General features: G+C 66.8%; 26 protein-coding genes and 2 tRNA genes. 10 read left to right on the top strand and 18 right to left on the bottom strand.

The annotated features are described in order from the left end of the window. Nucleotides 1–41: 41 nt before the first annotated feature. From FYM52_RS07140 to FYM52_RS07150, 3 genes are read right to left on the bottom strand one after another with little or no spacing between them, the layout of a single operon-like run. On the bottom strand, nt 42–464 hold the full coding sequence (locus FYM52_RS07140) for a hypothetical protein (RefSeq protein WP_238826154.1): 423 nt from the start codon (nt 462–464) through the stop codon (nt 42–44). A 39-nt stretch (nt 465–503) separates the two neighbouring features. Further along, nucleotides 504–1127 (bottom strand): YitT family protein, encoded by a 624-nt coding sequence (locus FYM52_RS07145; RefSeq protein WP_154163599.1) that lies wholly within the window; start codon nt 1125–1127, stop codon nt 504–506. Nucleotides 1128–1148: 21 nt separating this feature from the next. Beyond that, the gene (locus tag FYM52_RS07150) at nt 1149–3206 is read right to left on the bottom strand and encodes a cation-translocating P-type ATPase (protein WP_154163600.1); all 2058 of its coding nucleotides are present in this window, start codon (nt 3204–3206) and stop codon (nt 1149–1151) included. A 43-nt stretch (nt 3207–3249) separates the two neighbouring features. On the opposite strand from FYM52_RS07150, the gene FYM52_RS07155 reads away from it, so the two are divergent. Together FYM52_RS07155 and FYM52_RS07160 are read left to right on the top strand one after the other, a co-directional pair. Beyond that, entirely contained in the window at nt 3250–3696 is a 447-nt protein-coding gene (locus FYM52_RS07155) for a MerR family transcriptional regulator (RefSeq protein WP_043382101.1), read from the top strand. A gap of 210 nt (nt 3697–3906) precedes the next feature. Then, nucleotides 3907–4581, top strand: coding sequence for an HAD family hydrolase (locus FYM52_RS07160; RefSeq protein WP_162524670.1), 675 nt, complete (start codon nt 3907–3909; stop codon nt 4579–4581). Between the two features lie 73 nt (nt 4582–4654). Here the strand turns inward: FYM52_RS07160 and FYM52_RS07165 are convergent, their stop codons facing one another. The 3 genes from FYM52_RS07165 to aat all read right to left on the bottom strand — a co-directional run bounded on the left by FYM52_RS07165 (nt 4655) and on the right by aat (nt 7047). Continuing rightward, on the bottom strand, nt 4655–5452 hold the full coding sequence (locus FYM52_RS07165) for an IclR family transcriptional regulator (protein ID WP_042413266.1): 798 nt from the start codon (nt 5450–5452) through the stop codon (nt 4655–4657). 95 nt (nt 5453–5547) lie between these two features. After that, nucleotides 5548–6282 (bottom strand): arginyltransferase, encoded by a 735-nt coding sequence (locus tag FYM52_RS07170; RefSeq protein ID WP_042413264.1) that lies wholly within the window; start codon nt 6280–6282, stop codon nt 5548–5550. Nucleotides 6283–6294: 12 nt separating this feature from the next. Next, entirely contained in the window at nt 6295–7047 is a 753-nt protein-coding gene (gene aat, locus FYM52_RS07175; protein ID WP_154163602.1) for a leucyl/phenylalanyl-tRNA--protein transferase, read from the bottom strand. A gap of 197 nt (nt 7048–7244) precedes the next feature. Here aat and FYM52_RS07180 point away from each other — a divergent pair, with 197 nt between their 5' ends. Further along, complete coding sequence (locus FYM52_RS07180; protein WP_154163603.1) at nt 7245–7562, top strand: hypothetical protein; 318 nt, start codon at nt 7245–7247, stop codon at nt 7560–7562. 106 nt (nt 7563–7668) lie between these two features. Here FYM52_RS07180 and FYM52_RS07185 read toward each other — a convergent pair. From FYM52_RS07185 to FYM52_RS07200, 4 genes are all read right to left on the bottom strand, one after another. Next, nucleotides 7669–7744, bottom strand: a tRNA-Asn gene (locus FYM52_RS07185). Between the two features lie 42 nt (nt 7745–7786). Then, nucleotides 7787–7862: transfer RNA gene (locus tag FYM52_RS07190), tRNA-Asn, on the bottom strand. Nucleotides 7863–7936: 74 nt separating this feature from the next. Then, nucleotides 7937–8365, bottom strand: a complete 429-nt coding sequence (locus FYM52_RS07195) for a YbaN family protein (protein WP_043386171.1) — start codon at nt 8363–8365, stop codon at nt 7937–7939. A 280-nt stretch (nt 8366–8645) separates the two neighbouring features. After that, on the bottom strand, nt 8646–8825 hold the full coding sequence (locus tag FYM52_RS07200; protein ID WP_154163604.1) for a DUF3149 domain-containing protein: 180 nt from the start codon (nt 8823–8825) through the stop codon (nt 8646–8648). A gap of 217 nt (nt 8826–9042) precedes the next feature. Here FYM52_RS07200 and FYM52_RS07205 point away from each other — a divergent pair, with 217 nt between their 5' ends. Further along, nucleotides 9043–9501 carry a DUF2721 domain-containing protein gene (locus FYM52_RS07205; RefSeq protein ID WP_042413232.1) on the top strand — a complete coding sequence of 153 codons (459 nt, stop codon included), beginning with the start codon at nt 9043–9045 and terminating at the stop codon, nt 9499–9501. Nucleotides 9502–9516: 15 nt separating this feature from the next. On the opposite strand, the gene FYM52_RS07210 is transcribed toward FYM52_RS07205, so the two are convergent. Beyond that, the gene (locus tag FYM52_RS07210; protein WP_042413230.1) at nt 9517–10434 is read right to left on the bottom strand and encodes an HTH-type transcriptional regulator ArgP; all 918 of its coding nucleotides are present in this window, start codon (nt 10432–10434) and stop codon (nt 9517–9519) included. A gap of 81 nt (nt 10435–10515) precedes the next feature. Between FYM52_RS07210 and FYM52_RS07215 the strand changes: the two genes are divergently transcribed. Continuing rightward, nucleotides 10516–11154, top strand: a complete 639-nt coding sequence (locus FYM52_RS07215; protein ID WP_045266549.1) for a LysE/ArgO family amino acid transporter — start codon at nt 10516–10518, stop codon at nt 11152–11154. Between the two features lie 84 nt (nt 11155–11238). On the opposite strand, the gene FYM52_RS07220 is transcribed toward FYM52_RS07215, so the two are convergent. Next, nucleotides 11239–11547 (bottom strand): hypothetical protein, encoded by a 309-nt coding sequence (locus tag FYM52_RS07220; protein ID WP_154163605.1) that lies wholly within the window; start codon nt 11545–11547, stop codon nt 11239–11241. A gap of 258 nt (nt 11548–11805) precedes the next feature. Next, the gene (locus FYM52_RS07225; RefSeq protein WP_154163606.1) at nt 11806–12591 is read right to left on the bottom strand and encodes a MetQ/NlpA family ABC transporter substrate-binding protein; all 786 of its coding nucleotides are present in this window, start codon (nt 12589–12591) and stop codon (nt 11806–11808) included. 181 nt (nt 12592–12772) lie between these two features. Between FYM52_RS07225 and FYM52_RS07230 the strand changes: the two genes are divergently transcribed. Then, nucleotides 12773–12988 (top strand): DUF3820 family protein, encoded by a 216-nt coding sequence (locus FYM52_RS07230; RefSeq protein WP_043386013.1) that lies wholly within the window; start codon nt 12773–12775, stop codon nt 12986–12988. Nucleotides 12989–13071: 83 nt separating this feature from the next. Here the strand turns inward: FYM52_RS07230 and FYM52_RS07235 are convergent, their stop codons facing one another. From FYM52_RS07235 to FYM52_RS07250, 4 genes are all read right to left on the bottom strand, one after another. Then, nucleotides 13072–13566: an ABC transporter substrate-binding protein gene (locus FYM52_RS07235; RefSeq protein ID WP_162524671.1), complete on the bottom strand. Its 495-nt coding sequence runs from the start codon at nt 13564–13566 to the stop codon at nt 13072–13074. Nucleotides 13567–14038: 472 nt separating this feature from the next. Further along, nucleotides 14039–14752, bottom strand: a complete 714-nt coding sequence (gene serB, locus FYM52_RS07240) for a phosphoserine phosphatase SerB (RefSeq protein ID WP_045267826.1) — start codon at nt 14750–14752, stop codon at nt 14039–14041. Nucleotides 14753–14926: 174 nt separating this feature from the next. Beyond that, nucleotides 14927–15898: a tripartite tricarboxylate transporter substrate binding protein gene (locus tag FYM52_RS07245; RefSeq protein ID WP_154163607.1), complete on the bottom strand. Its 972-nt coding sequence runs from the start codon at nt 15896–15898 to the stop codon at nt 14927–14929. 163 nt (nt 15899–16061) lie between these two features. Further along, nucleotides 16062–16721 (bottom strand): hypothetical protein, encoded by a 660-nt coding sequence (locus tag FYM52_RS07250; RefSeq protein WP_154163608.1) that lies wholly within the window; start codon nt 16719–16721, stop codon nt 16062–16064. 212 nt (nt 16722–16933) lie between these two features. Here FYM52_RS07250 and FYM52_RS07255 point away from each other — a divergent pair, with 212 nt between their 5' ends. From FYM52_RS07255 to FYM52_RS07270, 4 genes are all read left to right on the top strand, one after another. Next, entirely contained in the window at nt 16934–17959 is a 1026-nt protein-coding gene (locus FYM52_RS07255; protein ID WP_042413219.1) for an ABC transporter ATP-binding protein, read from the top strand. Nucleotides 17960–18037: 78 nt separating this feature from the next. Beyond that, nucleotides 18038–19330, top strand: a complete 1293-nt coding sequence (locus FYM52_RS07260) for an ABC transporter substrate-binding protein (RefSeq protein WP_154163609.1) — start codon at nt 18038–18040, stop codon at nt 19328–19330. Between the two features lie 297 nt (nt 19331–19627). Continuing rightward, on the top strand, nt 19628–20530 hold the full coding sequence (locus FYM52_RS07265) for a carbohydrate ABC transporter permease (RefSeq protein ID WP_154163610.1): 903 nt from the start codon (nt 19628–19630) through the stop codon (nt 20528–20530). Continuing rightward, a complete protein-coding gene (locus FYM52_RS07270; RefSeq protein WP_045266557.1) occupies nt 20527–21360 on the top strand; it encodes a carbohydrate ABC transporter permease in 834 nt (277 codons plus the stop codon). Before FYM52_RS07265 ends, FYM52_RS07270 begins: the two co-directional genes overlap by 4 nt. A gap of 173 nt (nt 21361–21533) precedes the next feature. Here the strand turns inward: FYM52_RS07270 and mfd are convergent, their stop codons facing one another. Beyond that, entirely contained in the window at nt 21534–25007 is a 3474-nt protein-coding gene (mfd, locus tag FYM52_RS07275; protein ID WP_154163611.1) for a transcription-repair coupling factor, read from the bottom strand. Between the last annotated feature and the right edge of the window lie 20 nt (nt 25008–25027).

Below are 25027 nucleotides of genomic sequence, written 5' to 3' on the forward strand. Positions count from 1 at the left end.
GGGCAGGGGGCGTGCTGCGGACGCACCTCGGGTGTCAGGTCTCAGGCGATGGGTGGTTTGGTGGCTTGCACCAGCGTGGCGCTGGCAAAGTCGGCACGGCCGCTGGCCGGTGCGGCCTGCGTGGACAGGTCCTGGCAGGGCGCCAGCAGCAGTGGGGGGGAAAAGGCCGAATGACAGATGCCACAGGCGGCACAGGCTGTGGTGTGGTGGCTGCCGCCGCACGCGGGGGCGGTGGGTGTTGCTTCACAGTGCAGTGCCTGGGTCTCGGCAGCATGCGCATGGGCATCGTCCGTCATGGCCGTTGCGTGGTGGTGGGCCTGTGGCGCCGTCTGCGCTGCGGCCACGGCCGTGGGCATGTGGTCCCCGGCGTTGGGCAGGCTGCCCATGGCCATGGCATCGCCCAGCAGACCGCGCAGGGTCAGCAGCAAGATCATGAACAGGGGCAGCAGGCGGCGCATAGGCATGAATGATGCCAGAGTCGGCACAAAGTTCCGCGCTGCGCGTCAGCCGCCGTATCGGCCCGGGCGGTGGTTCATGGACAGCACCTGGTTCAGGGTCAGGGCCGCCAGGATGGACCACAGGGCGCGCTCCACATCGACGATGAAGAAGGCGCTCAGCAGGATCAGGCAGTCCAGCCCCATCTGCACATAGCCGGCGCGCCAGCCGTAGCGCTCCTGCAGGAACAATGCGGCAATGCCCACGCCACCCAGGCTGCAGCGGTGGCGGAACAGCACCAGCATGCCCACACCCATCAGGATGCCGCCGACGACAGCGGCGTAGGGCGCCCGCACACGCTCCAGGCTCAGGAACAGCGGCTGCAACTCCGACACCACGGCCAGCAGGCCAACGGCGCAGAAGGTCTTGACCGTGAAGGCCCAGCCCATCTTGCGCACGGCCAGCCAGTAGAACGGCAGGTTCAGCACAAAGAACCAGACGCCGAAGCCGATGTGCGTGGCGTAGTGCAGCGAGAACGCCAGGCCCGCCATGCCCCCCGTGACCAGCCCGGCCTGCTTGAACAGCGCCACGCCCACCGAGATCATGAGCACGCCGGTGAAGATGGCGGCTGCGTCCTCGAGCAGGGTGTGGGGCAGCGGTGCAGGTGCGGCAGGCTGGTGGCGGGTGTTCATGGTGGTGGAAATTTGTGCGTGTTATTTTTCAGGCGCACAGATTATGCGGCGTCTGTCCTCACTGTTCAGATTTTTGTGAAGGTCGATCCGCAGGCGCAGGCCGTTGGCCACCACCAGCAGGCTCACCCCCATGTCGGCCAGCACGGCCAGCCACATGCTGGCATGGCCCATCAGCGCCAGGGCGAAGAAGGCCGCCTTGATGCCCAGGGCCAGCGCAATGTTCTGCCAAAGCACGCGGTGGGCACGCTGGGACAGGGCGATGGTGTCCGGGATGCGGCGCAGGTCGTCGTGCATCAGCACCACGTCGGCAGTCTCCATGGCCATGTCCGTGCTGTGGGCGCCGCCCATGGCAAAGCCCATGTCGGCCTGGGCCAGGGCGGGGGCATCGTTGATGCCGTCACCCACCATGCCGACGGCCCCCGCGGCCTGCAGCTGGTGCATGCGGCGCAGCTTGTCCTCGGGCAGCAGGCCGCCTTCGGCCTGCAGGATGCCTGCCTGCTGGGCAATCGCCTGCACGGCGTCGGGGTGGTCACCGCTGAGCACCACCGGGGTGATGCCCAGCGCCTGCAGCTGTTGCACGGCTTCCTGGGCATGGGGGCGCAGGCTGTCGGCCACGGCGAACACGGCCAGCACCTGCTGCGCGGTGGCCAGCAGGCTGACGCTGCGGCCCAGGCGCGTGTGGGCCTGTACGGCGGCCTGCAGGGCCGGGCTGTCCAGTTGCTGCTCCTGCGCCCAGCGCAGGTTGACCAGGTAGTAGGTCTGCCCCTCGATGCGCGTCTGCACACCGCGCCCGGGCAGGGCCTGCAGGTCCTGGGCCGGCGAGGTGGGCACGCCCTCGGTCTGCAGGCCCTGGGCCACCGCGTGCGAGACCGGATGGTCCGAGCGCGAGGCGATTTGCCAGGCCCGCAAGGCGGCCTCAGCACGCGGGGTCTGCGCGGCGTCCAGCACGTCCCAGTCCACCAGGGTGGGCTTGCCCGTGGTCAGGGTGCCGGTCTTGTCCAGCGCGATGCTGCGCAGCTGGCGCGCGGCTTCCAGCACGCTGCCGCCCTTGAGCAGCACGCCCTGGCGGGCTGCGGCCGTCAGCGCGCTGACCACGGTGACCGGGGTGGACAGCACCAGCGCGCAGGGGCAGGCGATGACCAGCAGGGCCAGGGCCTGGTAGATGGCATCCAGCCAGGTCCAGCCCAGCAGCAGCGGGGCCAGCACGGCCAGGGCCAGGGCCAGGACCATGACAATGGGGGTGTAGATGGCGGCAAAGCGGTCGACGAAGCGCTGCGTGGGCGCCTTGCTGGCCTGGGCCTGTTCCACGGCCTGGACGATGCGCGCCAGCATGGAGTTGGCGGTGGCGGCGCTGACGCGCAGCTGCAGCTCGGCCTGCTGGTTGATGCTGCCGGCCCAGACGCTGTCGCCCGGGGCCTTGTCCACGGGCACGCTTTCGCCGGTGATGGGCGCCTGGTTCACGCTGCTGTGGCCAGCGATGACCTCACCGTCCAGCGGAATGCGGGCCCCGGGGGCCACGCGCACCAGGGCGCCGGTGGGCACGTCGGCCGTGGGCACGGTCAGGCTGTGGCCGTTGGGCTGCAGCACCTCGGTGGTGTCGGGCGCCAGGCGCAGCAGGTTGCGGATGGCCAGGCGCGCGCGGTCCATGGCGCGCTCCTCAATGCGTTCGGCGGCGGCGTACAAGGCCATGACCATGGCGGCCTCGGGCCACTGGCCGATCAGGAAGGCGCCGGTGACGGCCACGGCCATCAGCGCATGGATGCCCAGCTGCAGGCGCGCCAGGCTTTGCAGGCCGGCCTTGTACACGCCCAGGCCGGACAGGGCGATGGCCACCACGGCCAGGGCCATGCCCGCGTATTCCAGTGCCGGGTACTGCGGCGTGAACCAGTGCGAGATTTCGGCCAGCAGCGCCAGGCCCAGCGCGGCCCCGATGCGGGGCCAGCCGGGCAGCACGCCATGGTCATGGCCGTGGTCGTGCTCGCCGCCTGCATGGTCGTGACCGTGGTCGTGCCCATGGGCATCGGGTTTCCGGGGGGCCGGGCTGCAGCAGCCGCTTTGGTGTGTGTGTTGGGAGTCCATGCCATGATTGGAAAGCTGAAAGTAACTTCAAGGTCAAGCACCCATGACAGGATTGCGCATCGGAGAGGCTGCCCAACGCACCGGCGTGTCGGCCGCCAACATCCGCTACTACGAAAAACAGGGCCTGCTGGCGCCGGCCCTGCGGCAGGACAACGACTACCGCCTGTATGGCGATGCGGACCTGCACCGCCTGCGCTTCATCCGCATGTGCCGCGCCATGGACATGTCGCTGGACGAGGTGCGCACCTTGCTGGCGCTGGACGGCCAGCGCCCGGAAGACTGCCGCGCCGCCAGCCAGACGGTGGAGGCCCACCTGCAGCACGTGCGCCAGCGGCTGGGCGAGCTGCGGGTGCTGGAGCGGGAGCTGCGCCAGCTCAAGACCCTGTGCGATGGCCGCCCCGGGGCGTGCAACCTGATCGCCACCCTGCATGCCCAGGCCGATGCCGAGTTGCCGCCCGAACCCGGCAGCCATGTCAAACGCCATGTCTGAGGGCGTTTGCCCGCTTGAAAACAGGAGCGCATGGCGCGCGTGGAATCAACCTTTCAGAGGTACATTGACCTGAATGGCGCTTTTGGCATGCGCGATGCGCTCATCTTTTTGAACCAACCTGGGGGTGGGCCAAAACCGGTCGTGCTGCAGGCCGGGCCGTCTCGGCCGACAATCGACCGCATGATAGGGACGGACCACACACTACAGACCATGGACTGGACCGGCGTGCGCGCCATGGTCTTCGACATGGACGGCACGCTGCTGAACACCGAACACGCCATCGTCACGGCCGCCAGCCAGACCCTGGTGCAACTGGGCCATGCCCCGCTGCCCGCGGCCTACCGCATGCCCAACATGTTCGGCACGGCGGCCGACCTGATGGCGGATGTGCTCAAGGAGCGGCAACTGCCGATGCCGCAGGCCGGCAAGGCACAGCTGGGGCAGTGGTTCGAGCAGCACTATGCCCAGCAGCCCCCGCATGGCGCGCCCTTGTACGCCGGCGTGCGCGCCTGGCTGCAGGCTGCGCGCGACCAGGGGCTGGCCCTGGCTGTGTGCACCAACAAGCAGCATGCGCTGGCCCTCCAGGGGCTGGAGGCGGCGGGCATCCTGGATCTGTTCCAGGTGGTCACCGGGCGCGACAGCTGCGGCGTGGCCAAGCCCGCGCCCGATCCGTTGCTGTTCACCCTGGGCCATCTGCATGTGCCACCGGAGGCGGCGGTGTTCTTTGGCGACACGCACGCCGACGCGGCCTGCGCGCAGGCGGCCGGGGTGCGGTTTGCGTGGTTCACGGCAGGCTTCGGGACGGACTTGGTGCGCCAGTACCCGCGCGTGCTGGATTTCGCCGATTACCGCGGTCTGCCGCTGCCTACGGTGGCCTTGGCCTGAGCGCCATGCCCACGGGCTGCCGCGCAGTGCCGGGGCGCGCGATCCGCGTGCTGGGGCCGTGGGGACCGCTGACTCAGCGCAGGCTGCTGGGGGCCGGGCCGCGAAAGCCCAGGGCCTGCGAGATCTCGTAGGCCGTGCCTTGCAGCTTGGGCAGCCAGCCTTCGTCCAGGCGGTCGGCTGGGGCGGAGATGGACAGTGCCGCGACCAGCTTGGCCTGGTCGTCGTAGATGCCCGCGGCCATGCAGCGCACCCCCAGCTCCAGTTCCTCGTTGTCATAGGCCACGCCGGTTTCGCGGGCCTTGGACAACTCGCGCTCCAGCAGGGGCAGCTGGGTCAGGCTGTTGTGGGTGTTGCCGGCCAGGCCGGTGCGCATGGCGTAGGCGCGCACGCGCTGGGGTTCGTCGGCCGCCAGGAACAGTTTGCCGTTCGATGTCAGGTGCAGCGGCGCATGGCCGCCGATGGCGCGCACCACCTGCATGCCCGAGCGTTCGCTGTACGCGCGTTCCACATAGACGATCTCATCGCCCTGACGCACGCTGAGGTTCACGGGTTGCTGGATCTGCTTGTGCAGCAGGCGCATGGCGGGCAGGGCCGCCTCGCGCACGCTCAGGCGGGCCTTGACCAGGTTGCCCAGCTCCAGCAGGCGCATGCCCAGGCGGTAGCTGCCCGATTCGGGGCGATCCACGAAGCGGCCGGCGGCCAGGTCATTCAGGATGCGGTGGGCGGTCGAGGGGTGCAGGCCGGTGCGTTCGCTGATTTCCTTGAGGGAGACGGCCTCTTCGCGCGATGCCAGGACGTCGATCAAGACAAACATGCGCTCCAGCACTTGCACACTGGGTTTGGCGGGAGCGTCTTGATCGTTTTTCTTCATGGGGCATCCAAAGGCAAAGATGGCCGGATTCTAGCCCTCGTGGGTGTGGCCTGCTCACATTCTTTGGAGCGGCAGGCCGCATTCGCTGGTGCGACTCAGATTTTGTCGATGCGCTGCCACAGGTTGTTGCGCAAAACCTCGTGCGGGTGGAACTGCGCCTTGTAGCGCATCTTGGCCGAGGCCTCGATCCAGTAGCCCAGGTAGACGTGGGGCAGTCGCAGGCTGCGCGCGAAGGCAATCTGCCACAGCACGTTGTAGGTGCCGTAGCTGGCGTCGGCGTCCGGTTCGTAGAAGGTGTAGACCGCCGACAGGCCGTCTTCCAGAAAATCGATGATGGAGACCATGCGCAAGGCGTTGTCGGCGGCGGGGTCGCGGAACTCCACCAGCCGGGTCTCCACCCGGCTTTGCAGCAGGAACTGCGTGTACTGCTCGATGCTGTCCTGGTCCATGCCGCCGCCGCTGTGGCGGGCGTGCTGGTAGCGCTGGTACAGGTCGTAATGCTCCTGCGAGAAGTGCAGGCGCTGCACGCTGGCTTCCAGCTGCCCGTGCTGGCGTGCCGCGCGGCGCTGGCTGCGGTTGGGGCGGTATGCATCGGTCAGCACGCGCAGCGGCTCGCAGGCCTTGCACTGGCTGCAGTACGGCCGGTAGGTGAACATGCCGCTGCGGCGGAAACCCTGGGTGACCAGGGCCGAGTAGACCTCGGACTGGATCAGATGGCTGGGGGCGGCGACCTGCGAGCGCGCCTCCTGGTGCGGCAGGTAGCTGCACGGGTAGGGCGCGGTGGCATAGAACTGCAGGCTGTAGTGCGGCAGGTCATTGAGCTGTGTCATGCGTCGAAAGCCTCAGGAAATCAACCCAGGGGAAAGCGCATCCCAGTATACGGGGCGCCATTGCCAGTCCATGGCCGGGCGCTGCTGCTGGCGTGTGGCCTCGGCCAGGAAGCTGGCGCGGCTTTGCTCGCGGGCACCCAGGGAGGCAAGGTGGGGCGTGGCCTGCTGGCAGTCGATCTGCGGCGCGCCGTGGTGGCGGCACAGCGCCACCAGCGCCGCCAGCGCCAGCTTGGAGGCGTCGGTGGCATGCGCGAACATGGATTCGCCATACACGGCATGGCCCAGGGCCACGCAGTACAGGCCGCCGACCAAGCGCCCGTCCACCCAGGTCTCCACGCTGTGGGCCAGTCCCCGCGCATGCAGGCCGCAGTAGGCATCGATGATGCTGGGCACGATCCAGGTGCCGTCCTGCCCGGCGCGGGGGGTCTGGGCGCAGTGCTGCATCACCTGGCGAAAGTCGTGGTCCACGCGCACCTCGCAACCCGGGGTGCGCAGGAATTTGCGCAAGGTCTTGCGCAGCGACGGATGCAGCCGGAAGTCACCGGTCTGCAGCACCATGCGGGGGTCGGGCGACCACCACAGGTTGGGCTGGCCGGGGCTGAACCAGGGAAAGATGCCCTGGCGGTAGGCCGCTTGCAGGTGTTCGGCATCCAGGGTGCCCCCGGCTGCCAGTAGGCCGGGCATGGGGGTGTCGGCGCCCCAGGCATGGGTCACGGCGGGGAACTCGTCCTCGGAATCGAGCCAGATCAGCGATGGCGCTTGCATGTTTTGCTATGAACTTGGGAAGTGGGTCGGTCGGGTGTTGCGCCAGCATGGGGGCCAGTGGGGTGGTGGGCTGCTCCTACAGTGAATGCTGTCCTATGGGGACAGACCCCGCCATGGGGCTTGCCTATGGTGGCGTCATGTCCTTGGGGCATTATGAAATGCGGTGTCGCCGCATGCGGATGGAAGGAGTGGCAATCATGTTCTTTTCCGGCATTTTCAGTGGTGAACCCCGTTACATCCGCCGTGCCCGGGCGTGTCTGCAGGAAGCGCGCATGGCCATGCTCGAGCATTCGATGGCGGCCGAGCACTACCATGCCTCGGCGGCCATGTATGCCGAGCGCGCGCGCCGACTGGAGGAGGAGATTGCCCATTGGGAGGCGCGCAAGAAGGGGGCGGTGCTCATGGACCCCTTGCAGGAGGCGGGTAAGTACATTGCGCCCAATCGCATTGAATCCGTGCCGGCGGCTGCCGCTGCTGGGGCGGCGCCGACCGTGGGGATTGTCCGGGCTGCTTGAGGTCCGTTGAGCGGGGTGCTGCTGTGCATCCAGTCCACAGGGGGCGGGCGGTATGGACGCGGCCAAGAAAAAAGCCAAGCATCTTGCAATGCTTGGCTTTTCAGAGTGGCTCCCCGACCTGGGCTCGAACCAGGGACCTGCGGATTAACAGTCCGTCGCTCTACCGACTGAGCTATCAGGGAACATTTCGGTGTGCCTTGTGCAATTGCAAGGCGTCAATTGGGTGGCTCCCCGACCTGGGCTCGAACCAGGGACCTGCGGATTAACAGTCCGTCGCTCTACCGACTGAGCTATCAGGGAACAAGACCTAGATTATATACATGGATTTTTGGCCGTTTTGGCAGTTGGTCCAAAAAAGTGAGAGCAGCCTGGGCCTATGCCGGTTCGGGGCGCCGCCACAGCCACAGCAGCACGCAGGCCATGCAGCCGCAGGCCAGCCAGCGCACCCACACCGGCGTGGGGGTCAGCCACAGGATGGCTGCGCACACGGCCATCATCACGGTGGCACTGCGTTTGGCACGGCGGCTGACCAGGCCGCCCGCCTGCCAGTTTTGCAGCATGGGTCCAAACAGCGGGTGCCGCCACAGCCAGGCGTGCATGCGTGGGGAGCTGCGCATGGCGGCCCAGCCGGCCATCAGGATGAAGACCGTGGTGGGCAGGCCCGGAATGAACACCCCGGCGATGCCCAGCGCCAGGGCCAGTACCGCCAGGGCACGCAGCAGCCAGCGCGTGTACCAGTGGCGCGCCACGATCGGGGCGGGCACGGGGGCGGTGTCGGCAGCGTCTTCGGGCGGGGCAGGCAAGGGCATGTGGTCGATTGTGCCTGGGTCTGTGGCGGCATGGCCGGCCACGGTGGTGCGTGCCCGCATTAAAAGGAGCAGGTAGCGCTTTGTGGATCAGGGTTTGCGTATCCAATCCATCGGAACGGCTGATGTTGCGAACGCTGTCAGCTATGGTTTTGTGAAGTGAAGTGAAGTGAAGTGAAGTGAGGAACTGGAGCTGGGGCGTTCCCCGGTGGCAGCCATAAAAAAGGCCTGCGGATGCAGGCCTCAAAGAGATGAAGTTGGAAGGCCTCTGCGGGCTTCAGGTCTTGGCGGAGGGCGTGGCGGCCTGGCTGTCGGCCGCAGCGGCGGCGGAAGCGCTCTTGTTGATCTTGCCCAGGAAGAGCACGGTGAAGTAAATCCACATGGCAATGGTGATCAGGATGACGATCAGGCTCATCAGGCCGTAGTCGGTCGAGATCAGGTCGTTGAACATCTTCATGGCAAACATCCTCCGCAATCAGTCATGGGTTAATAGGTGTGTCGTCACTATCGCGTGCGGGTGGGGGGGGGCGTTTGCGGCACATCAAACGGCCGGACTGGGCGATTTGCGTTAAAGCAAGGGTCTGGATGGCCGGTCGGGCTGGTTTTTTGCATACCATGCGGGCATGGCCGTTCGTCGGCAGCGCCAACTAGTTTGAATGGGTGAGAAACAACACATGATCGACGCTTCCAACGTCACACACAGCGTGCAACTGGCCGTGGCGCCAGTGTTCTTTTTAACGGCCGTGGCCGGCATGATCGGCGCCGTGGCCGGGCGGCTGGCACGCATCATCGACCGGGCCCGGGTGATGGAGGAGCGCGTGCGCGCCAGCAACGATGAGGAGTTCATCGACCGCGGCCTGCGTGAGCTGAACTACCTGCGCACGCGGGGCCGCATTGCCAACTGGTCGATCGGCTTGCTGACGCTGTGCGGCTTTCTGATCGGGCTGACGATTGTCTTCCTGTTCATCGGCCAGGCCTGGGCGGAGCAGGGGCAGATGGTGGCGGTGTTCCTGTTCCTGGGTGGGGTGTTCTCGTTCATCGCCGCGCTGGCCTGCTTCATGTGGGAGACGGTGCTGGCCACCGATCTGCTGAACTTCAACGTGCTGGAGACCGGGCGGCAGATGCGGCACTGACCGCCCTGTGGCCGCTCAGGGCTTGGGGTCGATGGGCTCTAACCAAGCCTGGGCGGCATTGATCACGCACTGCGTCAGGCGCTCCAGTCCGGTCTGCGCATTGCGCGCATGCGCCCAGTACAGGGGCACCGGAATGCCGCTGCCCGGCAGCAGCTCCACCAGACTGCCGTTGGCCAGGTGCTCGCGGATCAGCACCGTGGGGTGCATGCCCCAGGCCACGCCGGCTTCGCAGGCGCGCACGAATGCGTGGGCCGATGGCACCCAGTGGCGCGGCGGCGCATGGCGGGCCGAGACGCCTTGCTGGTGCAGCCATTTGTCCTGCATCGCGTCCTTGCGGTCATAGGTCAGCACCGGTGCCTGCGACAGGGTCTGGGCATTGATGCCCTGGGCGCCGAAATAGCGGGCGATGAAGGCCGGGCTGGCCGCGGCCACGTACTGCATGTTCGCCAGGGGCCAGATGTTGCAGCCCGTGATGTGGCTGGACGAGGCCGTGACCGCCGCCATCACCTCCCCTTCCTTGATGCGCTTGGCCGTGTGGTCCTGGTCGTCGATGCTGATGTCCAGCAGCTCGTTGCCTTCCTGGGTGAAGGCGGCCATGGCATCCACGAACCAGCTGTTGAGCGAATCCGCATTCACCGCCAGCTTCAGTGTGGGGCGGGCCACCTGGCCTTCGGGCACCAGCTCGGGGTTGTTGCGGCGCAGCTCGTTTTCGAGCAACGCCACCTGCTCCACGTGCAGGCACAGGCGACGCCCGGCCTCGGTGCCGGTGCAGGGCGCGCCGCGCATCACCAGCACCTGGCCCAGGCGCTCTTCCAGCAACTTGATGCGTTGCGAGATGGCCGAGGGCGTGACGTGCAGCTTGCGGGCCGCACGGTCAAAACTGCCTTCGCGCAGCACAGCGGCCAAGGCTTCCAGTCCAGCGTAGTCGAGCATGTAGAAAAACTTAATTCGAATGAAGTAATTTAATTTATCTTATCTGCATAAGTCCGGCAATGCGGCGGGAGAATTGGCCGAATGTGGAATGCTGAAATCACCTCTTCCTGGCTGGCAGGTTTTACCGTGTGCCTGTCGCTGATCGTCTCCATCGGGGCGCAGAACGTCTATGTGCTGCGCCAGGCCGTGCGTGGGGAGCACACGCGGGCCTGCGTGGCCTGGTGCGTGGGCTCGGACGCGCTGCTGATTGGCGCCGGCGTGGCCGGCATGGCGCAACTGCTGTCCAGCCGCCCCGACGTGGCCTACTGGTGCGGCTGGGGCGGCGTGCTGTTCCTGCTTGGTTATGGGCTGTTCGCTCTGCATCGCATGGCGTTTGCCCAGAATGCCCTGGTGCTGGCCGAAGGCGATGCCGTGGCGCCGCGCAGCGTGCTGGCGGTGCTGGGCGCGCTGGCGGTCATCACCTTGCTCAATCCCCATGTCTACCTGGACACGGTGGTGCTGATCGGTTCCATCGGGGCACGCCAGGCGGGTGAGCTGAAATGGTTCTTCGTGGTCGGTGCCGCCTGTGCCAGCCTGGTGTGGTTTTGCCTGCTCAGCGCGGCGGCACAGCGGTTGCGCCCGCTGTTTGCCAAGCCCGTGGCGTGGCGGGTGCTCGACGGCATCACCGGGGTGATGATGCTGGCGCTGGCCTGGTGGGTGTGGCAGGGGCTGGTGGCCTGAGCACACGCACGCCCTGCCACCAAAAGCAAAAGCCCATGGTGCAAGCGCCACGGGCTTTTTTTGTGAGGTTGTGATGGAGGGGGCTCAGCCCAGGCGGGCCAGCACTTCCAGCAACTTCCACTGGTTGGCCAGGATCTGGTAGTAGCCGGTTTCGCCGGTCTTGTGGCTGGTGGCCTCGATGAAGACCACGTTCCCCTGCGCACGGGCCGGGGTCATGGTGGGCTTGATCTTGTCGTAGTTGTAGCGTTCCGCCAGGTCGCCGCGGAAGTTCAGCAGGCGGTCACTGTCCGATGCCAGGTGGGCGGCAAACAGCTCCAGGGTGCGTGACAGTGTCACTTCACTCAATCCGGCGGTGATGGCTTTGTCCAGGGAGATGGGGGCGGTGTCGCTCATGGAGGGGTCCGGTGAAAAGGCCTGGGAAATAAAGTTCGGCATCATGCCGCAGTTGCCGGGCCATGGATACTGGTGGTAACGATTTGCTCGGGCTTGTGTCGCGCAAGCGCAAGACCACGGCAGGTACCAACTGTGGCCACTCGGGCCATTGACCGGTGCGATGACCGGACCCCGATGGGACGGAGGGTCACTTGGTATTGGCCCGCCCATGAAAAAAGCGCTGCCAGGGCAGCGCTTGGGAGTGGGGTGTGGTGCCGATCAGAAGGCGGGAACCACGGCGCCCTTGTACTTCTCTTCGATGAACTTCTTGGTGTCGGCCGAGTGCAGGGCCTTCATCAGCTTGGCGATGTCGGCGCCATCGGCGCGGTCCTTGCGGGCGGCGACGATGTTGGTGTAGGGCGAGTCGGCGTTCTCGATGAACAACGCATCCTTGGTGGGGTTGAGCTTGGCTTCGATCGCGTAGTTGGTGTTGATCAGGGCCAGATCCACGTCAGCCAGTGCGCGGGGCAGCAAAGGGGCTTCCAGTTCGCGGAACTTCAGCTTCTTGGGGTTCTTCACCACGTCCAGCGCGGTGCTGGTGAGGTTCTTGGGGTCCTTGAGTTCGATCAGGCCTTGCTTGGCCAGCAGCAGCAGGGCGCGGCCACCGTTGGAGGGATCGTTGGGGATGGCCACGGTGGCGCCGTCCTTCAGGTCCTTCAGGTGCTTGATCTTTTTGGAGTAGGCGCCGAAGGGCTCGACGTGCACCTTGCCGTTGGGCACTTGCACCAGGCTGGTCTTGCGGTCCTTGTTGTAGCTGTCCAGGTAGGGCTGGTGCTGGAAGAAGTTGGCGTCCAGCTGCTTGTCTTCCACGGCGGCGTTGGGCTGCACGTAGTCGCTGAATTCCTTGACCTGCAGCTCGATGCCGTCGGCTTTGAGCTGGGGCTTGATGAAGTTCAGGATTTCCGCGTGGGGCACGGCGGTGGCGGCCACCTTGAGGACATCGGCAGCCTGGGCGGAGAGGGCCAGGGTGGCAATCGCCACGGCAGTCAGGGTCTTCTTCAACATATGGAGGATTCCGTTCAAATGACAGTGGAGTGCGGTGTTGTCTCAGCCCTGTGTGCACCGATTGCAGCCTCAGGGTGTGGGGGCAAGTGTAATCTTGGCGTTGCAGCCTGCTAAGTAATTTTTCCTAATTTGGTTATAAAGAAAGTGGTTTTTATGCGAAATTTTGCCATTCAGAGGTGCCGTGCACGCTGACGACCTCGAAAAGCTGGTGTCCACCCGCATGCCCTTCGGCAAGTACAAGGACCGTCTGCTGTGCGATCTGCCCGGCAATTACCTGGCGTGGTTTGCGCGCGAGGGCTTTCCGCCCGGCGGGCTGGGGCGTTTGCTGGCCCTGATGCACGAGCTGGATCACAACGGACTCACGCGCCTGCTCGATCCCCTGCGGCCCCCGCGCTGAAGCGCTGCCAATGAAAAAACGCCCCGCGGCGCAAGCCGGCGGGGCGTTTTCAGTGCGCGTGCACGGCAGCTGCCGTGTGGCGATTACAGGGCAGCAGCGCGGGCCGCTTCGGCCTTGGCCTTGGCTTCGTCCAGCTTCTTTTGCAGCGCGGCGGCTTCGGCTTCGGCGGCCTTGGCTTCGGCCTGGGCCTTGGCCTTGGCGTCCGCTTCGGCAGCGGCCTTGTCGTCACCGCTGAAGGCGCCGGCAATGGCGTTGCCCGCCAGGGTGCCGACCACGGCGCCGGTGGCGGTGGCGGCGATGGTGCCCATCATGCCGGAGCCTGCAGGGGCGGCGGTGGCCGCGGGCGCCGCGGCGGGTGCTGCAGCGGCTGCGGGTGTGGCTGGGGTGGCCGGTGTCGCGGGCTTGGCGGCGGCGGTCGGGGCTGCAGGGGTGGCCGGCTTGGCGGGGGCCTGGCCAATCGCTGCAGGGCGCACCGACTTGCCGCCCCCCATGCGCTTGGCGTGCGCCAGGGTGGGCGCGGCCAATGCGGCGATGGTGACGGCGATCACGGAAGCGGTGGTGCGGAAAGAAGTTTTCACAAAAAGTCCTGGGAAAAGACGGTCAACAAAACGAGGGCCATGTGACGACCCCAGCGCGCCCGAGTGGGTGCGCTGCAAGGACATACATGGGGGGAGGGGTGCAAATTGCAAGCCCGCAGGTCCCGTGGGTTCGGGAAGGGGCTGGCCTTTGCGGGCCGCACACGTTGAAATGTTGGCGTTATGGGTGTGAGAGCGGCGATTTTACGCACAGTCCGCGCGCTGCAAGAATAAATAGCGGCAAGCGCTTGAATACAAAGGGTTTCTGATGGTTTTTCACCGGAAACCCATGCCAGGCCAGCGCAAGCCGCTTCTTTTTTGCAATGTGCTCGGGGGCGGTGGCCGCGGGGCGGGGCCGTGCCGCAGGCTTGGTCGGGGCTGGAGCTAGGGCTGGGGGCCGCGCAGGCCCCCGGCGGCACACACCCGGCGCGGCCCTGGCATTCGGGCGGCGGTGTTCCGGGTGTGGCGGTCCGCCTTACTGCAGCACTTCCAGCAGGCGGTCCAGGCCGCCTTCGTTGATGCAGACCTTGGCCTCGGCGCGCACGCGGGGCTTGGCGTGGTAGGCCACGGACAGGCCGGCGGCCTGCATCATGGGGATGTCGTTGCTGCCATCGCCCACGGCGATGCACTGCGCGGGCGTGATGCCCAGCAGGCAGGCCACTTCCAGCAGGGTGCGGCGCTTTTCGGCGCCGTCGCAGATGTCGCCCCATGGCTGTTCGACCAGGCCGCCGGTCAGCACGCCGTCGCGGGTCTCCAGCACGTTGGCGCGCACAAAGTCGATGCCCAGCAGGCCGCGCACATGTTCGGCAAAGTAGGTGAAGCCGCCGGAGACCAGTAGCACCTTCAGGCCGGCGGCCTGGGCGGCGCGCACCAGGGTGTCGGCACCGGGGGTCAGGCGCAGGCGCTCGGTCAGCACACGGGCCATGTCAGCCTCGGTCACGCCCACCAGCTTGCCCACGCGCTGGCGCAGGCTGTCCTTGAAATCGGTGATCTCGCCGCGCATGGTGGCCTCGGTGATGGCCGCGACTTCGGCCTTCTTGCCCGTGGCGTCGGCGATTTCGTCCACGCATTCGATGGTGATCAGCGTCGAGTCCATGTCGAACGCTATCAGCTTGTAGTCGCTGAGCTTTTGCGGGGCGGTGATGTGCTGGATGGTCAGGCCGGGGGCGAATTCGGTAGCGGCGGGCATGGGCGCGGGCAGAGGTTGCAGGATCAGGCCCAGCACGGCAGGTGCTGGGGGCTGGTGCGGATTATCGCGGCTGCGCGGCGCGGCAGGGGCGAACGGGGCTTGTGCGTGACCCGTGCCACCGGGCAGGTCACCTGCCCGGTGGCGGTGTCCGCTCCCGCCGGGCGTTGGGGGCGCTTATTGCGGCTGCAGGCCGGCGGCCTTGACCAGTTCGGCGTGCAGCTTCAGGTCGCCGGCGATAGTGGCCTGCAGTTCCTCGGGGCTGGACGGTGCGGGTTCCATGCCGCTGGCCAGCAGCTTGTCCCGGGCCGGGCCCTGCAGCACGCTGCGCACGGCCTGGTTCAACTGGGCCACCACGGCTGGTGGGGTCTTGGCCGGGGCCAGCAGGCCCACCCAGGCGGACAGTTGCAGGTCGGCAAAGCCGCTTTCGGCCATGGTCGCCACCTGGGGCAGCAGGGGCGAGCGCTGTGGGCTCATCACACCCAAGGCCTGCAGCTTGCCGGACTGGATGTGGGGCAGGGCCTCGGGCAGCACGGCGAACAGCATGTCGACATTGCCGGCCAGCGTGTCGTTGATGGCGTTGGCGCCGCCCTTGTAGGGCACGTGCAGCATCTCGGACTGCGTGCGGGTGCTGAACATCAGCGCCCCCAGGTGCTGCGGGCTGCCGTCGCCGGACGATGCATAGGTCAGCCGGCCCGGCGCAGCCCGCGCCTGGGTGACGACGGCGGCGACGTTGGGAAAGCGGGCCTTGTCCTTGACCACCAGCACCATGGGCTGGTTGATCAGCCGGGCGATGGGCTGGAAGTCAGCCTGCGGGTCATAGGCCAGCTGCTTGAAGATGCTCTTGTTGGTGGTCAGGAACGAGGCGGGCGAGACCGTCAGCGTGTAGCCATCGGGTGTGGCGCGTGCCACCTGGGGCATGCCGATCTGGCCGGACCCGCCGGCCTTGTTTTCCACCACAAACGATTGCCCCAGTGTGGTGCCCAGCTCCTGGCTGATCACCCGGGCTAGCATGTCGGCGCTGCCCCCGGCGGGCAGCGCCACCATCACCTTGACGGGTTTGCTGGGGTAGGTGTCGGCCGCCGTGGCGCTGGTGCCGACGCACAGGGCGGCCAGGGTGCAGGCCAGAAGGTGGGGGCGCAAAAGCATGGTGCGTGTCCTGGGTGGGCTGCGCCAGCCGAAGGGCTGAGGTGTCGCAGTCCCCCGGACCACGCAAATTCAGTGCCCGGTCGCTGCGCGGTGGCCACGCGCCCCGTCTGCAAGGGCGTGTTTTTCAAAAATTAGAGCTGTCAGCGCAAGCGCAGTCAGCATTTCAAGGCTTTTTGTCGTGTAAATACAAATCGTCCGACCAGGTGGCCAGCCATTCGGGCTTGTAGGCCACGAACACGGCGCACAGCATGCCGGTGACCACGGCATCGCCCCAGGCCATCAGCCAGTGTGCAATCTGCGACAGGTCCTCCTGCACGCCCGGCAACTGGTGGCCCAGGGCCGTGGACAGCAGGCCGGCGGCAAACAGGCTCAGCACCGTGCCGACAAAGCCGCGGCCGAAGATGTAGACAAACACCTTGGTGCCCAGCCAGCGGCGCAGCAGCACCCCCCACAGCATGGCCAGCGTGGCCGGGACGATGCCGTGCCACACCGTCAGGCGCAGGGCCTCGATGGCCTCCAGGCTGGGCGAGAGCAGGTAGGCGATGGCCCCCACCAGGCACAGCGCCGGTACGGCCAGCGGCCAGCCCAGGGTCAGCATCACCAGGCAGGCGCCCGACCACTGCAGCTGCAGCGGCATGTGGTGCAGCGTGGGCAGGGCCCACAGCCACGGCAGCACCACCAGGGTGGCCAGCAGCGGCGTCCACAGCGGGGCGCTGTCGCCATGGTGCTGCGTGACCAGGGCCTTGCGGTTGCGCAGCAACTGCCAGGGGCGCAGGGCCAGGGCCGCGACCAGGGCGGTGAGAAGGAGGGCGATGTCCAGCATCCGGCGATTGTGCGGTGGCGCTGGCGCCGCGTCCCCACCGCCGGGGCAGGCGGGGCTTGTGCTAGATCAAGCCCCGGCATCGCAGCGGGGGCGATGGGGGGCCTGCGTGCCAGCCACGCGGTCCCGTCCCGGTCCCGGCCTGGCGGCAGGGCGCGGGTGGCCTAGGGAAAGTCCGTCATGACGCTGTCACGCCGCCTGCCTACATTGGCGCGATGTCCACCATTCAACTGGAAGGTGTTGCCAAGTCGTGGGGCAGCACCACGGCTTTGCAAGCCATTGATCTGTCGATTCCCTCGGGCGCGTTCTGTGTGTTGCTGGGCCCTTCGGGCTGCGGCAAATCGACCACCTTGCGCATCATTGCCGGTCTGGAGCAGGCCAGCGCTGGGCGCGTGCGCATCGGCGGCCAGGATGTGACCGACCTGCCCCCGGCCGAGCGCGGCATCGCCATGGTGTTCCAGAACTACGCGCTGTTTCCCCACCTGTCGGTGGCCGAGAACATCGGCTTTGGCCTGTCGGTGCGCAAGGTGCCCAAGGCCGAGGCTGCCCGGCGCCTGCACGATGCGGCCGGCTTGCTGGGCCTGTCGCACCTGCTGGACCGCAAGCCGGGCCAGCTCTCGGGCGGCCAGCAGCAGCGCGTGGCCCTGGGCCGTGCCCTGGTGGCACAGGCCCATGTCTGCCTGATGGATGAACCCCTGTCCAACCTCGATGCCCAGCTGCGCCAGGAAATGCGTGCCGAGCTGCGTGAGCTGCAGCAGCGCCTGGGCCTGACGGTGGTGTATGTGACGCACGACCAGGCCGAGGCCATGAGCATGGCCGACCAGGTGGTGCTGCTGCACCAGGGCCGTGTGGAGCAATGCGCCACGCCGCGCGCCCTGTACGCCCAGCCGGCCACCACCTTTGCCGCGCGCTTCATCGGCACGCCCGCGATGAACCTGGTGCAGCTGCAGGACGGCGCAATCGCCGGCAGCAGCGTGCGCTTGCCCGCGCCCACCGGTGCCGCCTGGCTGGGGCTGCGCCCCGAGGCTGTGGCGCTGTCGGGCGAAGCGCGCGTGCCCGCCCAGGTGGTAGGGCTGGAATACCTGGGCGCCGATGTGGTGCTGCGCTGCCAGGTGGGCAGCGAGCAGATCACGGTGCGGGCCCCGGGCCAGCAGGCGGTGCAGGCCGGGCAGGCCCTGCCGCTGGCCTGGCCGCCGCAGGCCATGCATTTTTTCGACGCCGCCGGCCAGCGTCTGGCCTGACGGCCCTGCAGTTTTTTTGTCCACGTCCTCGTCGGGCAGTTCCCAGTCCGCGATCGGCGGCCTACCAGGAGTGCATGCATGCAACGCAAGACCTTTTTGAAAACCATCGTCGCCACCAGCGCCGCCATGTGGGGGCTGTCGACGGCCCTGGCCCAGGCCAATCCGCTGGAGGTGCCGTTCTACTACCCCGTGGCCGTGGGCGGTCCCATCACCAAGGTCATCGACGGTTACGCGGCCGACTTCAACAAGGCCCACCCACAGTACAAGGTCATGCCCATCTACGCGGGCACCTACCAGGAAACCATCGTCAAGGCGCTGACGGCCAACAAGTCGGGCAAGGCGCCGGCCACCTCGGTGCTGCTGTCCACCGACATGTTCACGCTGATCGATGAAGACGCCATCGCCCCCATCGACGACTTTGTGAAGACCGATGCCGACAAGGCCTGGCTCAAGGGCTTCTACCCCGCGTTCATGGCCAACAGCCAGACCGGCGGCAAGACCTGGGGCATTCCGTTCCAGCGCTCCACCGTGGTCATGTACTACAACAAGGAAGCCTTCAAGGAAGCCGGTCTGGACCCGAACAAGGCCCCGCAGAACTGGAAGGAACTGCGCGACGCCGCGCAGAAGCTGACCAAGAAGGACGCCAACGGCAACGTCACCCAGTACGGCATCCAGATCCCCTCGACCGGTTTTGCCTACTGGATGCTGCAGACGCTGACCACGCCGAATGGCGTGCTGCTGGCCAACGAGGCTGGCACCAAGGTCACGTTCGACCACCCCAAGGTGATCGAGGCGCTGGACTTCTGGGTCAATCTGACCAAGGACGGCGTGCACCCCAAGGGCGTGGTGGAGTGGGGCACCACCCCCAAGGACTTCATGGAAAAGAAGGCCGCCATCATCGTCACCACCACCGGCAACCTGACCAACCTCAAGGCCAACGCCAAGTTCGACTTCGGCGTGGCGCAGATTGCCGGGAATGTGCGCAAGGGCTCGCCCACCGGGGGCGGCAACTTCTACATCTTCAAGAAGGCGCCCAAGGCGCAGCAACAGGCGGCGTTCGAGTTTGCCAAGTGGGTGACCCAGCCCGAGCGCGCCGCGCAGTGGAGCATGGACAGCGGCTACGTCGCCGTGTCGCCCGCCGCCTACGACACGCCCGCGCTCAAGCAGTACGGCCAGGACTTCCCGCCCGCCCTGGTGGCACGCGACCAACTGCCGGTGTCGGTGGCGGAGTTCTCCACGCACGAGAACCAGCGCGTGACCAAGCTGCTGAACGACGCGGTCCAGGCGGCGTTGAATGGCACCAAGACCTCGGCCCAGGCGCTGAAGGACGCGCAGCGCGAGGCCGATCGCATCCTGCGCAGCTACCAGTAAGCCCCGGAGCGTTGCGGCGCGCAGGCACAACCAGCCTGCTGGCCGCAGCTCCGGCGTGGTGGTCCGGGTGACCCTCACGCCGGTATCTGGGTCTTATCTCTAAGTCTTATCGCCTTCCAGGCCATACCCCATGAGCGCAGTCAGCTATGTTTTTGTGACCGATAGGGATGCCCGTGCAGCGACCGCGCAGCGCTGCCGTGGCGGGTGGCCCTTGGCTGCTGTGGTCGCCGTTCCTGCCGCACGCCCCGCGCTGGCGTGCGGGCAATGCGGCCGGTTTTGAGAGAGAAATTCCGTTCGATGGCCATGTCTTTTGCTTCATTGCCCCGCCGGGTCGGCAGCCCGGCCATCCACGCCTGGCTGCTGCTGTTGCCGGCAATGGTGCTGCTGTTGACCTTCACCCACTGGCCTGCCGTGGCCACCCTGATCGACAGCTTCTTCTCCACCCCGCGCGGCACCCGCCCTGCGGTCTGGGTGGGCGCCGAGAACTACGCCGTCATGGTGGACGACCCCGTGTTCTGGCAGGCGGTGCGCAACAACCTGTGGTTTGCGGCGGCCACCATCCCCACCTCCATCGGCCTGGCCCTGCTGATGGCGCTGTGGGTCAACGAACGCATGGCCGGCCGCACCTGGCTGCGCATGGCCTATTTCACCCCCACGGTGCTGCCCATGATTGCCGTGGCCAACATCTGGCTGTTCTTCTACACACCGCAGTACGGCCTGCTAGAGCAGGTGACGGGTGCGCTGGGCCTACCCTCGCACAACTGGCTGGGCAGCCCGTCGACGGCGCTGGGTGCCGTGACCCTGGTGGCGGTGTGGAAGGAGGCCGGCTTCTTCATGATCTTCTACCTGGCCGCGCTGCAGACGCTGAACCCCAGCCTGAAGGAGGCGGCCGCCATCGAAGGCGCCTCGCGCTGGTACTTCTTTCGCCGCGTGCAGTGGCCGCTGCTGATGCCGACCACGCTGTTCGTGCTGGTGAATGCGGTGATCAATGCCTTCCGCCTGGTGGACCACATCTTCATCCTGACGCGCGGCGGGCCGGACAACGCCACCAGCCTGCTGCTGTACCACCTGTACGAGGTGGGCTTCAAGTTCTGGGACACGGCCTATGCCGCGGCCATCACCGTGGTGCTGGTGATGGTGCTGGCCGGCGTGGCGCTGTTCCAGTTTTTCGTGCTCGACAAGAAGGTGCACTACCAATGAGCCGCCCTCCCGCCCCGGCGGTGATCTACCGCCACACCTGGTTCGACACCCTGGCCGCCTGGCTGCTGGCGCTGTGCTGGATCCTGCCGCTGGCCTATGCCGTGTGGACGGCCTTCCACCCCAGCGCCTACGCCACCCGGCTCGATCTGGCGGCACCGTGGACGCTGCAAAACTTCCGCAACGCCTGGGAGGCCGCGCCGTTTGCGCGCTATTTTTTGAACACCACGCTGCTGGTGCTGATGATTCTGGCGGCACAGCTGGTACTGTCCACCCTGGCGGCATTTGCCTTTGCGCGCTATGAGTTCCGGGGCAAGAAGATTGCCTTCGCGCTGGTGCTGGTGCAGCTGATGATCATGCCGGACATCCTGCTGGTCGAGAACTACCAGACCATGGCCCGCCTGGGCCTGGTGGACACGCTGCTGGCCATTGGCCTGCCGTACTTTGCCTCGGCCTTTGCCATCTTCCTGTTGCGCCAGACCTTCCTGGGCATTCCCAAGGAGCTGGACGAGGCCGCGCGCGTGGAGGGCGCCAGCACCCTGCAGATCCTGTGGCGCGTCTATGTGCCGCTGGCCAAGCCGGTGTACACCGCGTTCGCCCTGGTGTCGGTGAGCTTCCACTGGAACAACTTCCTGTGGCCGCTGATCATCACCAACAGCGTGGAGTCGCGCCCGCTGACCGTCGGGCTGCAGGTGTTCTCCAGCGTGGAGCAGGGCGTGGACTGGTCCACCATCACCGCCGCCACCCTGATGACCTCGGCCCCGCTGCTGGTGGCCTTCATCCTGTTCCAGCGCCAGTTTGTGCAAAGCTTCATGCGCGCGGGCATCAAGTAGGTGGGGCGGTGGGGGTGGCATGAGCCATGCGCCCTCGGCCCTTCGCCATCGCGATCCCCTGGTTCCTTGATCCCCCAACAGACTGCTTCTGACCGGAGTGAGCGACGCCCGGCGATAAAAAAGGCCAGATACCGGCAGCAGTATCTGACCTAGTAGGTGGAGGGCACCTGGCCTCAGGCCTTGGTCGGCGTGCCCAGGCTGCGCAGCACATCGCGCACCATCTGGGCGCGGGCCTTGGGGTCGGGCAGGTCGCGCTCGATGCGCAGCTTGTCGTTGCCGGCCAGCTTGATGTGCTTGTTCTTCTGGATCAGGTGGATGATCTGCAGCGGCTCCACCGGCGGGTTGGGCTTGAAGGTGATGTTGATCACCCCGGGGGCCGCGTCCACCTTGATCACGCCATAGGGCTCGGACAGCACGCGCAGGCGGTGGGTGTCGATCAGCGTCTGCGCCTGTGGCGGCAGCTTGCCGAAGCGGTCGACGATCTCTTCCAGCAGGTTGTCGATCTGGTCCGTGCTCTTGGCCGTCGCCAGCTTCTTGTAGAACGACAGGCGCAGGTGCACGTCGCCGCAGTAGTCGTTGGGCAGCAGGGCCGGGGCGTGCAGGTTGATTTCGGTCGTGGCCGCCATGGGCGACAGCAGGTCGGGCTCCTTGCCGGCCTTGAGGCTGCGCACGGCCTCGGCCAGCATCTCGTTGTAGAGCTGGAAGCCGATCTCCATCATGTTGCCGCTTTGGTTCTCGCCCAGCACCTCGCCGGCGCCGCGGATTTCCAGGTCGTGCATGGCCAGGTAGAAGCCGCTGCCCAGTTCCTCCATCTGCTGGATGGCGTCCAGGCGCTGCTGGGCCTGCTTGGTCAGGCCTTCGATGTCCGGCACCATCAGATAGGCATAGGCTTGGTGGTGGCTGCGTCCCACGCGGCCGCGCAGCTGGTGCAGCTGGGCCAGGCCGAACTTGTCGGCACGGCTGATGACGATGGTGTTGGCGCTGGGCACGTCGATGCCGGTCTCGATGATGGTCGAGCACAGCAGGATGTTGAAGCGCTGCGCCACGAAGTCGCGCATCACCTTTTCCAGCTCGCGCTCGGGCATCTGGCCGTGGGCCACGGCGATGCGCGCCTCGGGAAGGATTTCCTCCAGCGCCTGGCGGCGGTTTTCGATGGTCTCCACCTCGTTGTGCAGGAAGTAGCACTGGCCACCGCGTTTGAGCTCACGCAGCACCGCCTCGCGGATCACGCCCTGGCTTTCGCTGCGCACAAAGGTTTTGATAGCAAGGCGCCGTTGCGGGGCGGTCGCAATCACCGATAAATCTCTCAAACCTTCCAGCGCCATGCCCATGGTGCGCGGGATGGGGGTGGCGGTCAGCGTCAGCACGTCCACCTCGGCGCGCATCGCCTTCATGGCCTCCTTGTGGCGCACGCCAAAGCGGTGTTCCTCGTCGATGATGAGCAGGCCCAAATCCTTGAACTTGACCGAGCTGGACAGCAGCTTGTGCGTGCCGACCACGATGTCCACCGAACCCTCGCCCAGGCCCTGCAGCGCCGCGTTGACCTCCTTGGTGGTGCGAAAGCGCGAGACCTCGGCCACACGCACCGGCCATTTGGAGAAACGGTCCACCAGCGTCTGGTAGTGCTGCTCGGCCAGCAGCGTGGTGGGCGCCAGGAAGGCCACCTGCTTGCCACCCATGGCCGCCACGAAGGCCGCGCGCAGGGCGACCTCGGTCTTGCCAAAGCCCACGTCGCCGCAGACCAGGCGGTCCATGGGCTGGGGGCTGACCATGTCGTGGATCACGGCGTGGATGGCGGCCTTCTGGTCGGCGGTTTCCTCAAAGCCAAAGTCCTGGGCGAACTGCTCGTAGTCTTGCGTGCTCAGGCGGAAGGCGTGGCCCTGGCGCGCGGCGCGCCGGGCATAGATGTTCAGCAGCTCGGCGGCCGCATCGCGCACCTGCTCGGCCGCCTTGCGCTTGGCCTTTTCCCACTGGCCGCTGCCCAGGCTGTGCAGCGGTGCCGATTCGGGTGTGACGCCGGTGTAGCGGCTGATGTGGTGCAGCTGGCTGACGGGCACGTACAGCACCGCGTCCTTGGCATATTCCAGGTGCAGGAACTCCTGCAGCGCCGGCGTGCCATCGGCGTTCTTCTGGCCCACGTCCATGTTGACCAAGCCGTGGTAGCGGCCTATGCCGTGCTGGCTGTGCACCACGGGGTCGCCGACCTTCAGCTCGGACAAGTCCTTGATCAGCGCGTCCACGTCGCTGACCTGCTCCTGCTTCTTGCGCCGGCGCGTGGTGCCGGTGGTGGCGAACAGCTCGGTCTCGGTGACAAAGTCGATGCCGGCCTCGATCCAGGCAAAGCCGCGCATCAGGTTGGAGGTGGCAATCCCCAGGCGTTCGTGGGCCGTGCTCTGGAATTCGTAGAGCGAATCAAAGGCCGGTGGGTTCAGCTGCGAGGAGCGCAGGAAGTCCAGCAGGCTTTCGCGCCGGCCGTCGCTTTCGGCCAGCACCAGCACGCGGCGCTGGGCGCTGCGCAGGTGGGCTTGCAGGCGCTGCAGCGGGTCTTCGGCGCCGCGCACCACGGACAGGTCGGGCAGCTTCTGGAAGAAGGCGCTGTCCGCCACATCGTCCACGCCGGGGCGCAAGGCCAGCTGCGGGTAGGGCTTGGCGCTCTGGTAGAACTGCTCGGCGTTCAGGAACAGGGTGTCCGGGGGCAGGGCGGGGCGCTCCGGGTCGCCCTGCACCAGGCGGAAGCGTTCCTTGGTGTCCTGCCAGAAACGCTGGAAGGCGGGCTCCAGCTCGCCATGCAGCACCAGGGTGGCGTCGTCGCCCAGGTAGTCGAACACCGTGGCCGTGGCGTCGAAGAACAGCGGCAGGTAGTACTCGATGCCGGCCGTGGCCACGCCGGCGCCCATGTCCTTGTAGATGCGGCTGCGCGTGGGGTCGCCCTCCAGCAGCTCACGCCAGCGGTTGCGGAACTTGGCGCGCGCGTCCTCGTCCATGGGGAACTCGCGCCCGGGCAGCAGGCGCACGGCGGGCACGGTGTCCAGGCTGCGCTGGCTGTCCGGGTCGAAGGTGCGGATGGAGTCGATCTCGTCGTCGAACAGGTCCACGCGGTAGGGCACGTCCGAGCCCATGGGGAACAGGTCGATCAGGCCGCCGCGCACGGCGTATTCGCCATGACTGACCACCTGCGAGACATGCTGGTAGCCCGCCAGCGTCAGTTGGGCCTTGAGCTTGGCCTCGTCCAGCTTCTGGCCCTGCTGGAACTCGAAGGTGTAGCCGGCCAGGAAGGACGGCGGCGCCAGGCGGTACAGCGCCGTGGTGGCGGGCACCAGCACCACGTCCGCGCCGTGGGCGTGGTCGCGCTGGCGGATGCGCCACAGCGTGGCCAGGCGCTCGCTGATCAGGTCCTGGTGCGGCGAGAAGGTGTCGTAGGGCAGGGTCTCCCAGTCCGGGAACAGCGCCGTGCGCAGCTGGGGTGCAAAGAACGCCATTTCATCGATCAGGCGCTGGGCATCGCTGGCGTCGGCGGTGACGATGGCGGTGATGCGGCCCTGGCCTTTCTCACGCTGTGCCAGCCTGGCCAGCAGCAAGGCATCGGCGCTGCCCACGGGCGTGGGCAGGGAAAAACGGTGACCGGGCGTGAGTTTGGGCAGATCCATGGAACCAGACAATTCGGAGA

The sequence above is a fragment of the Comamonas sp. CAH-2 genome, assembly GCF_009668305.1.
Taxonomy (GTDB): domain Bacteria; phylum Pseudomonadota; class Gammaproteobacteria; order Burkholderiales; family Burkholderiaceae_C; genus Comamonas; species Comamonas aquatica.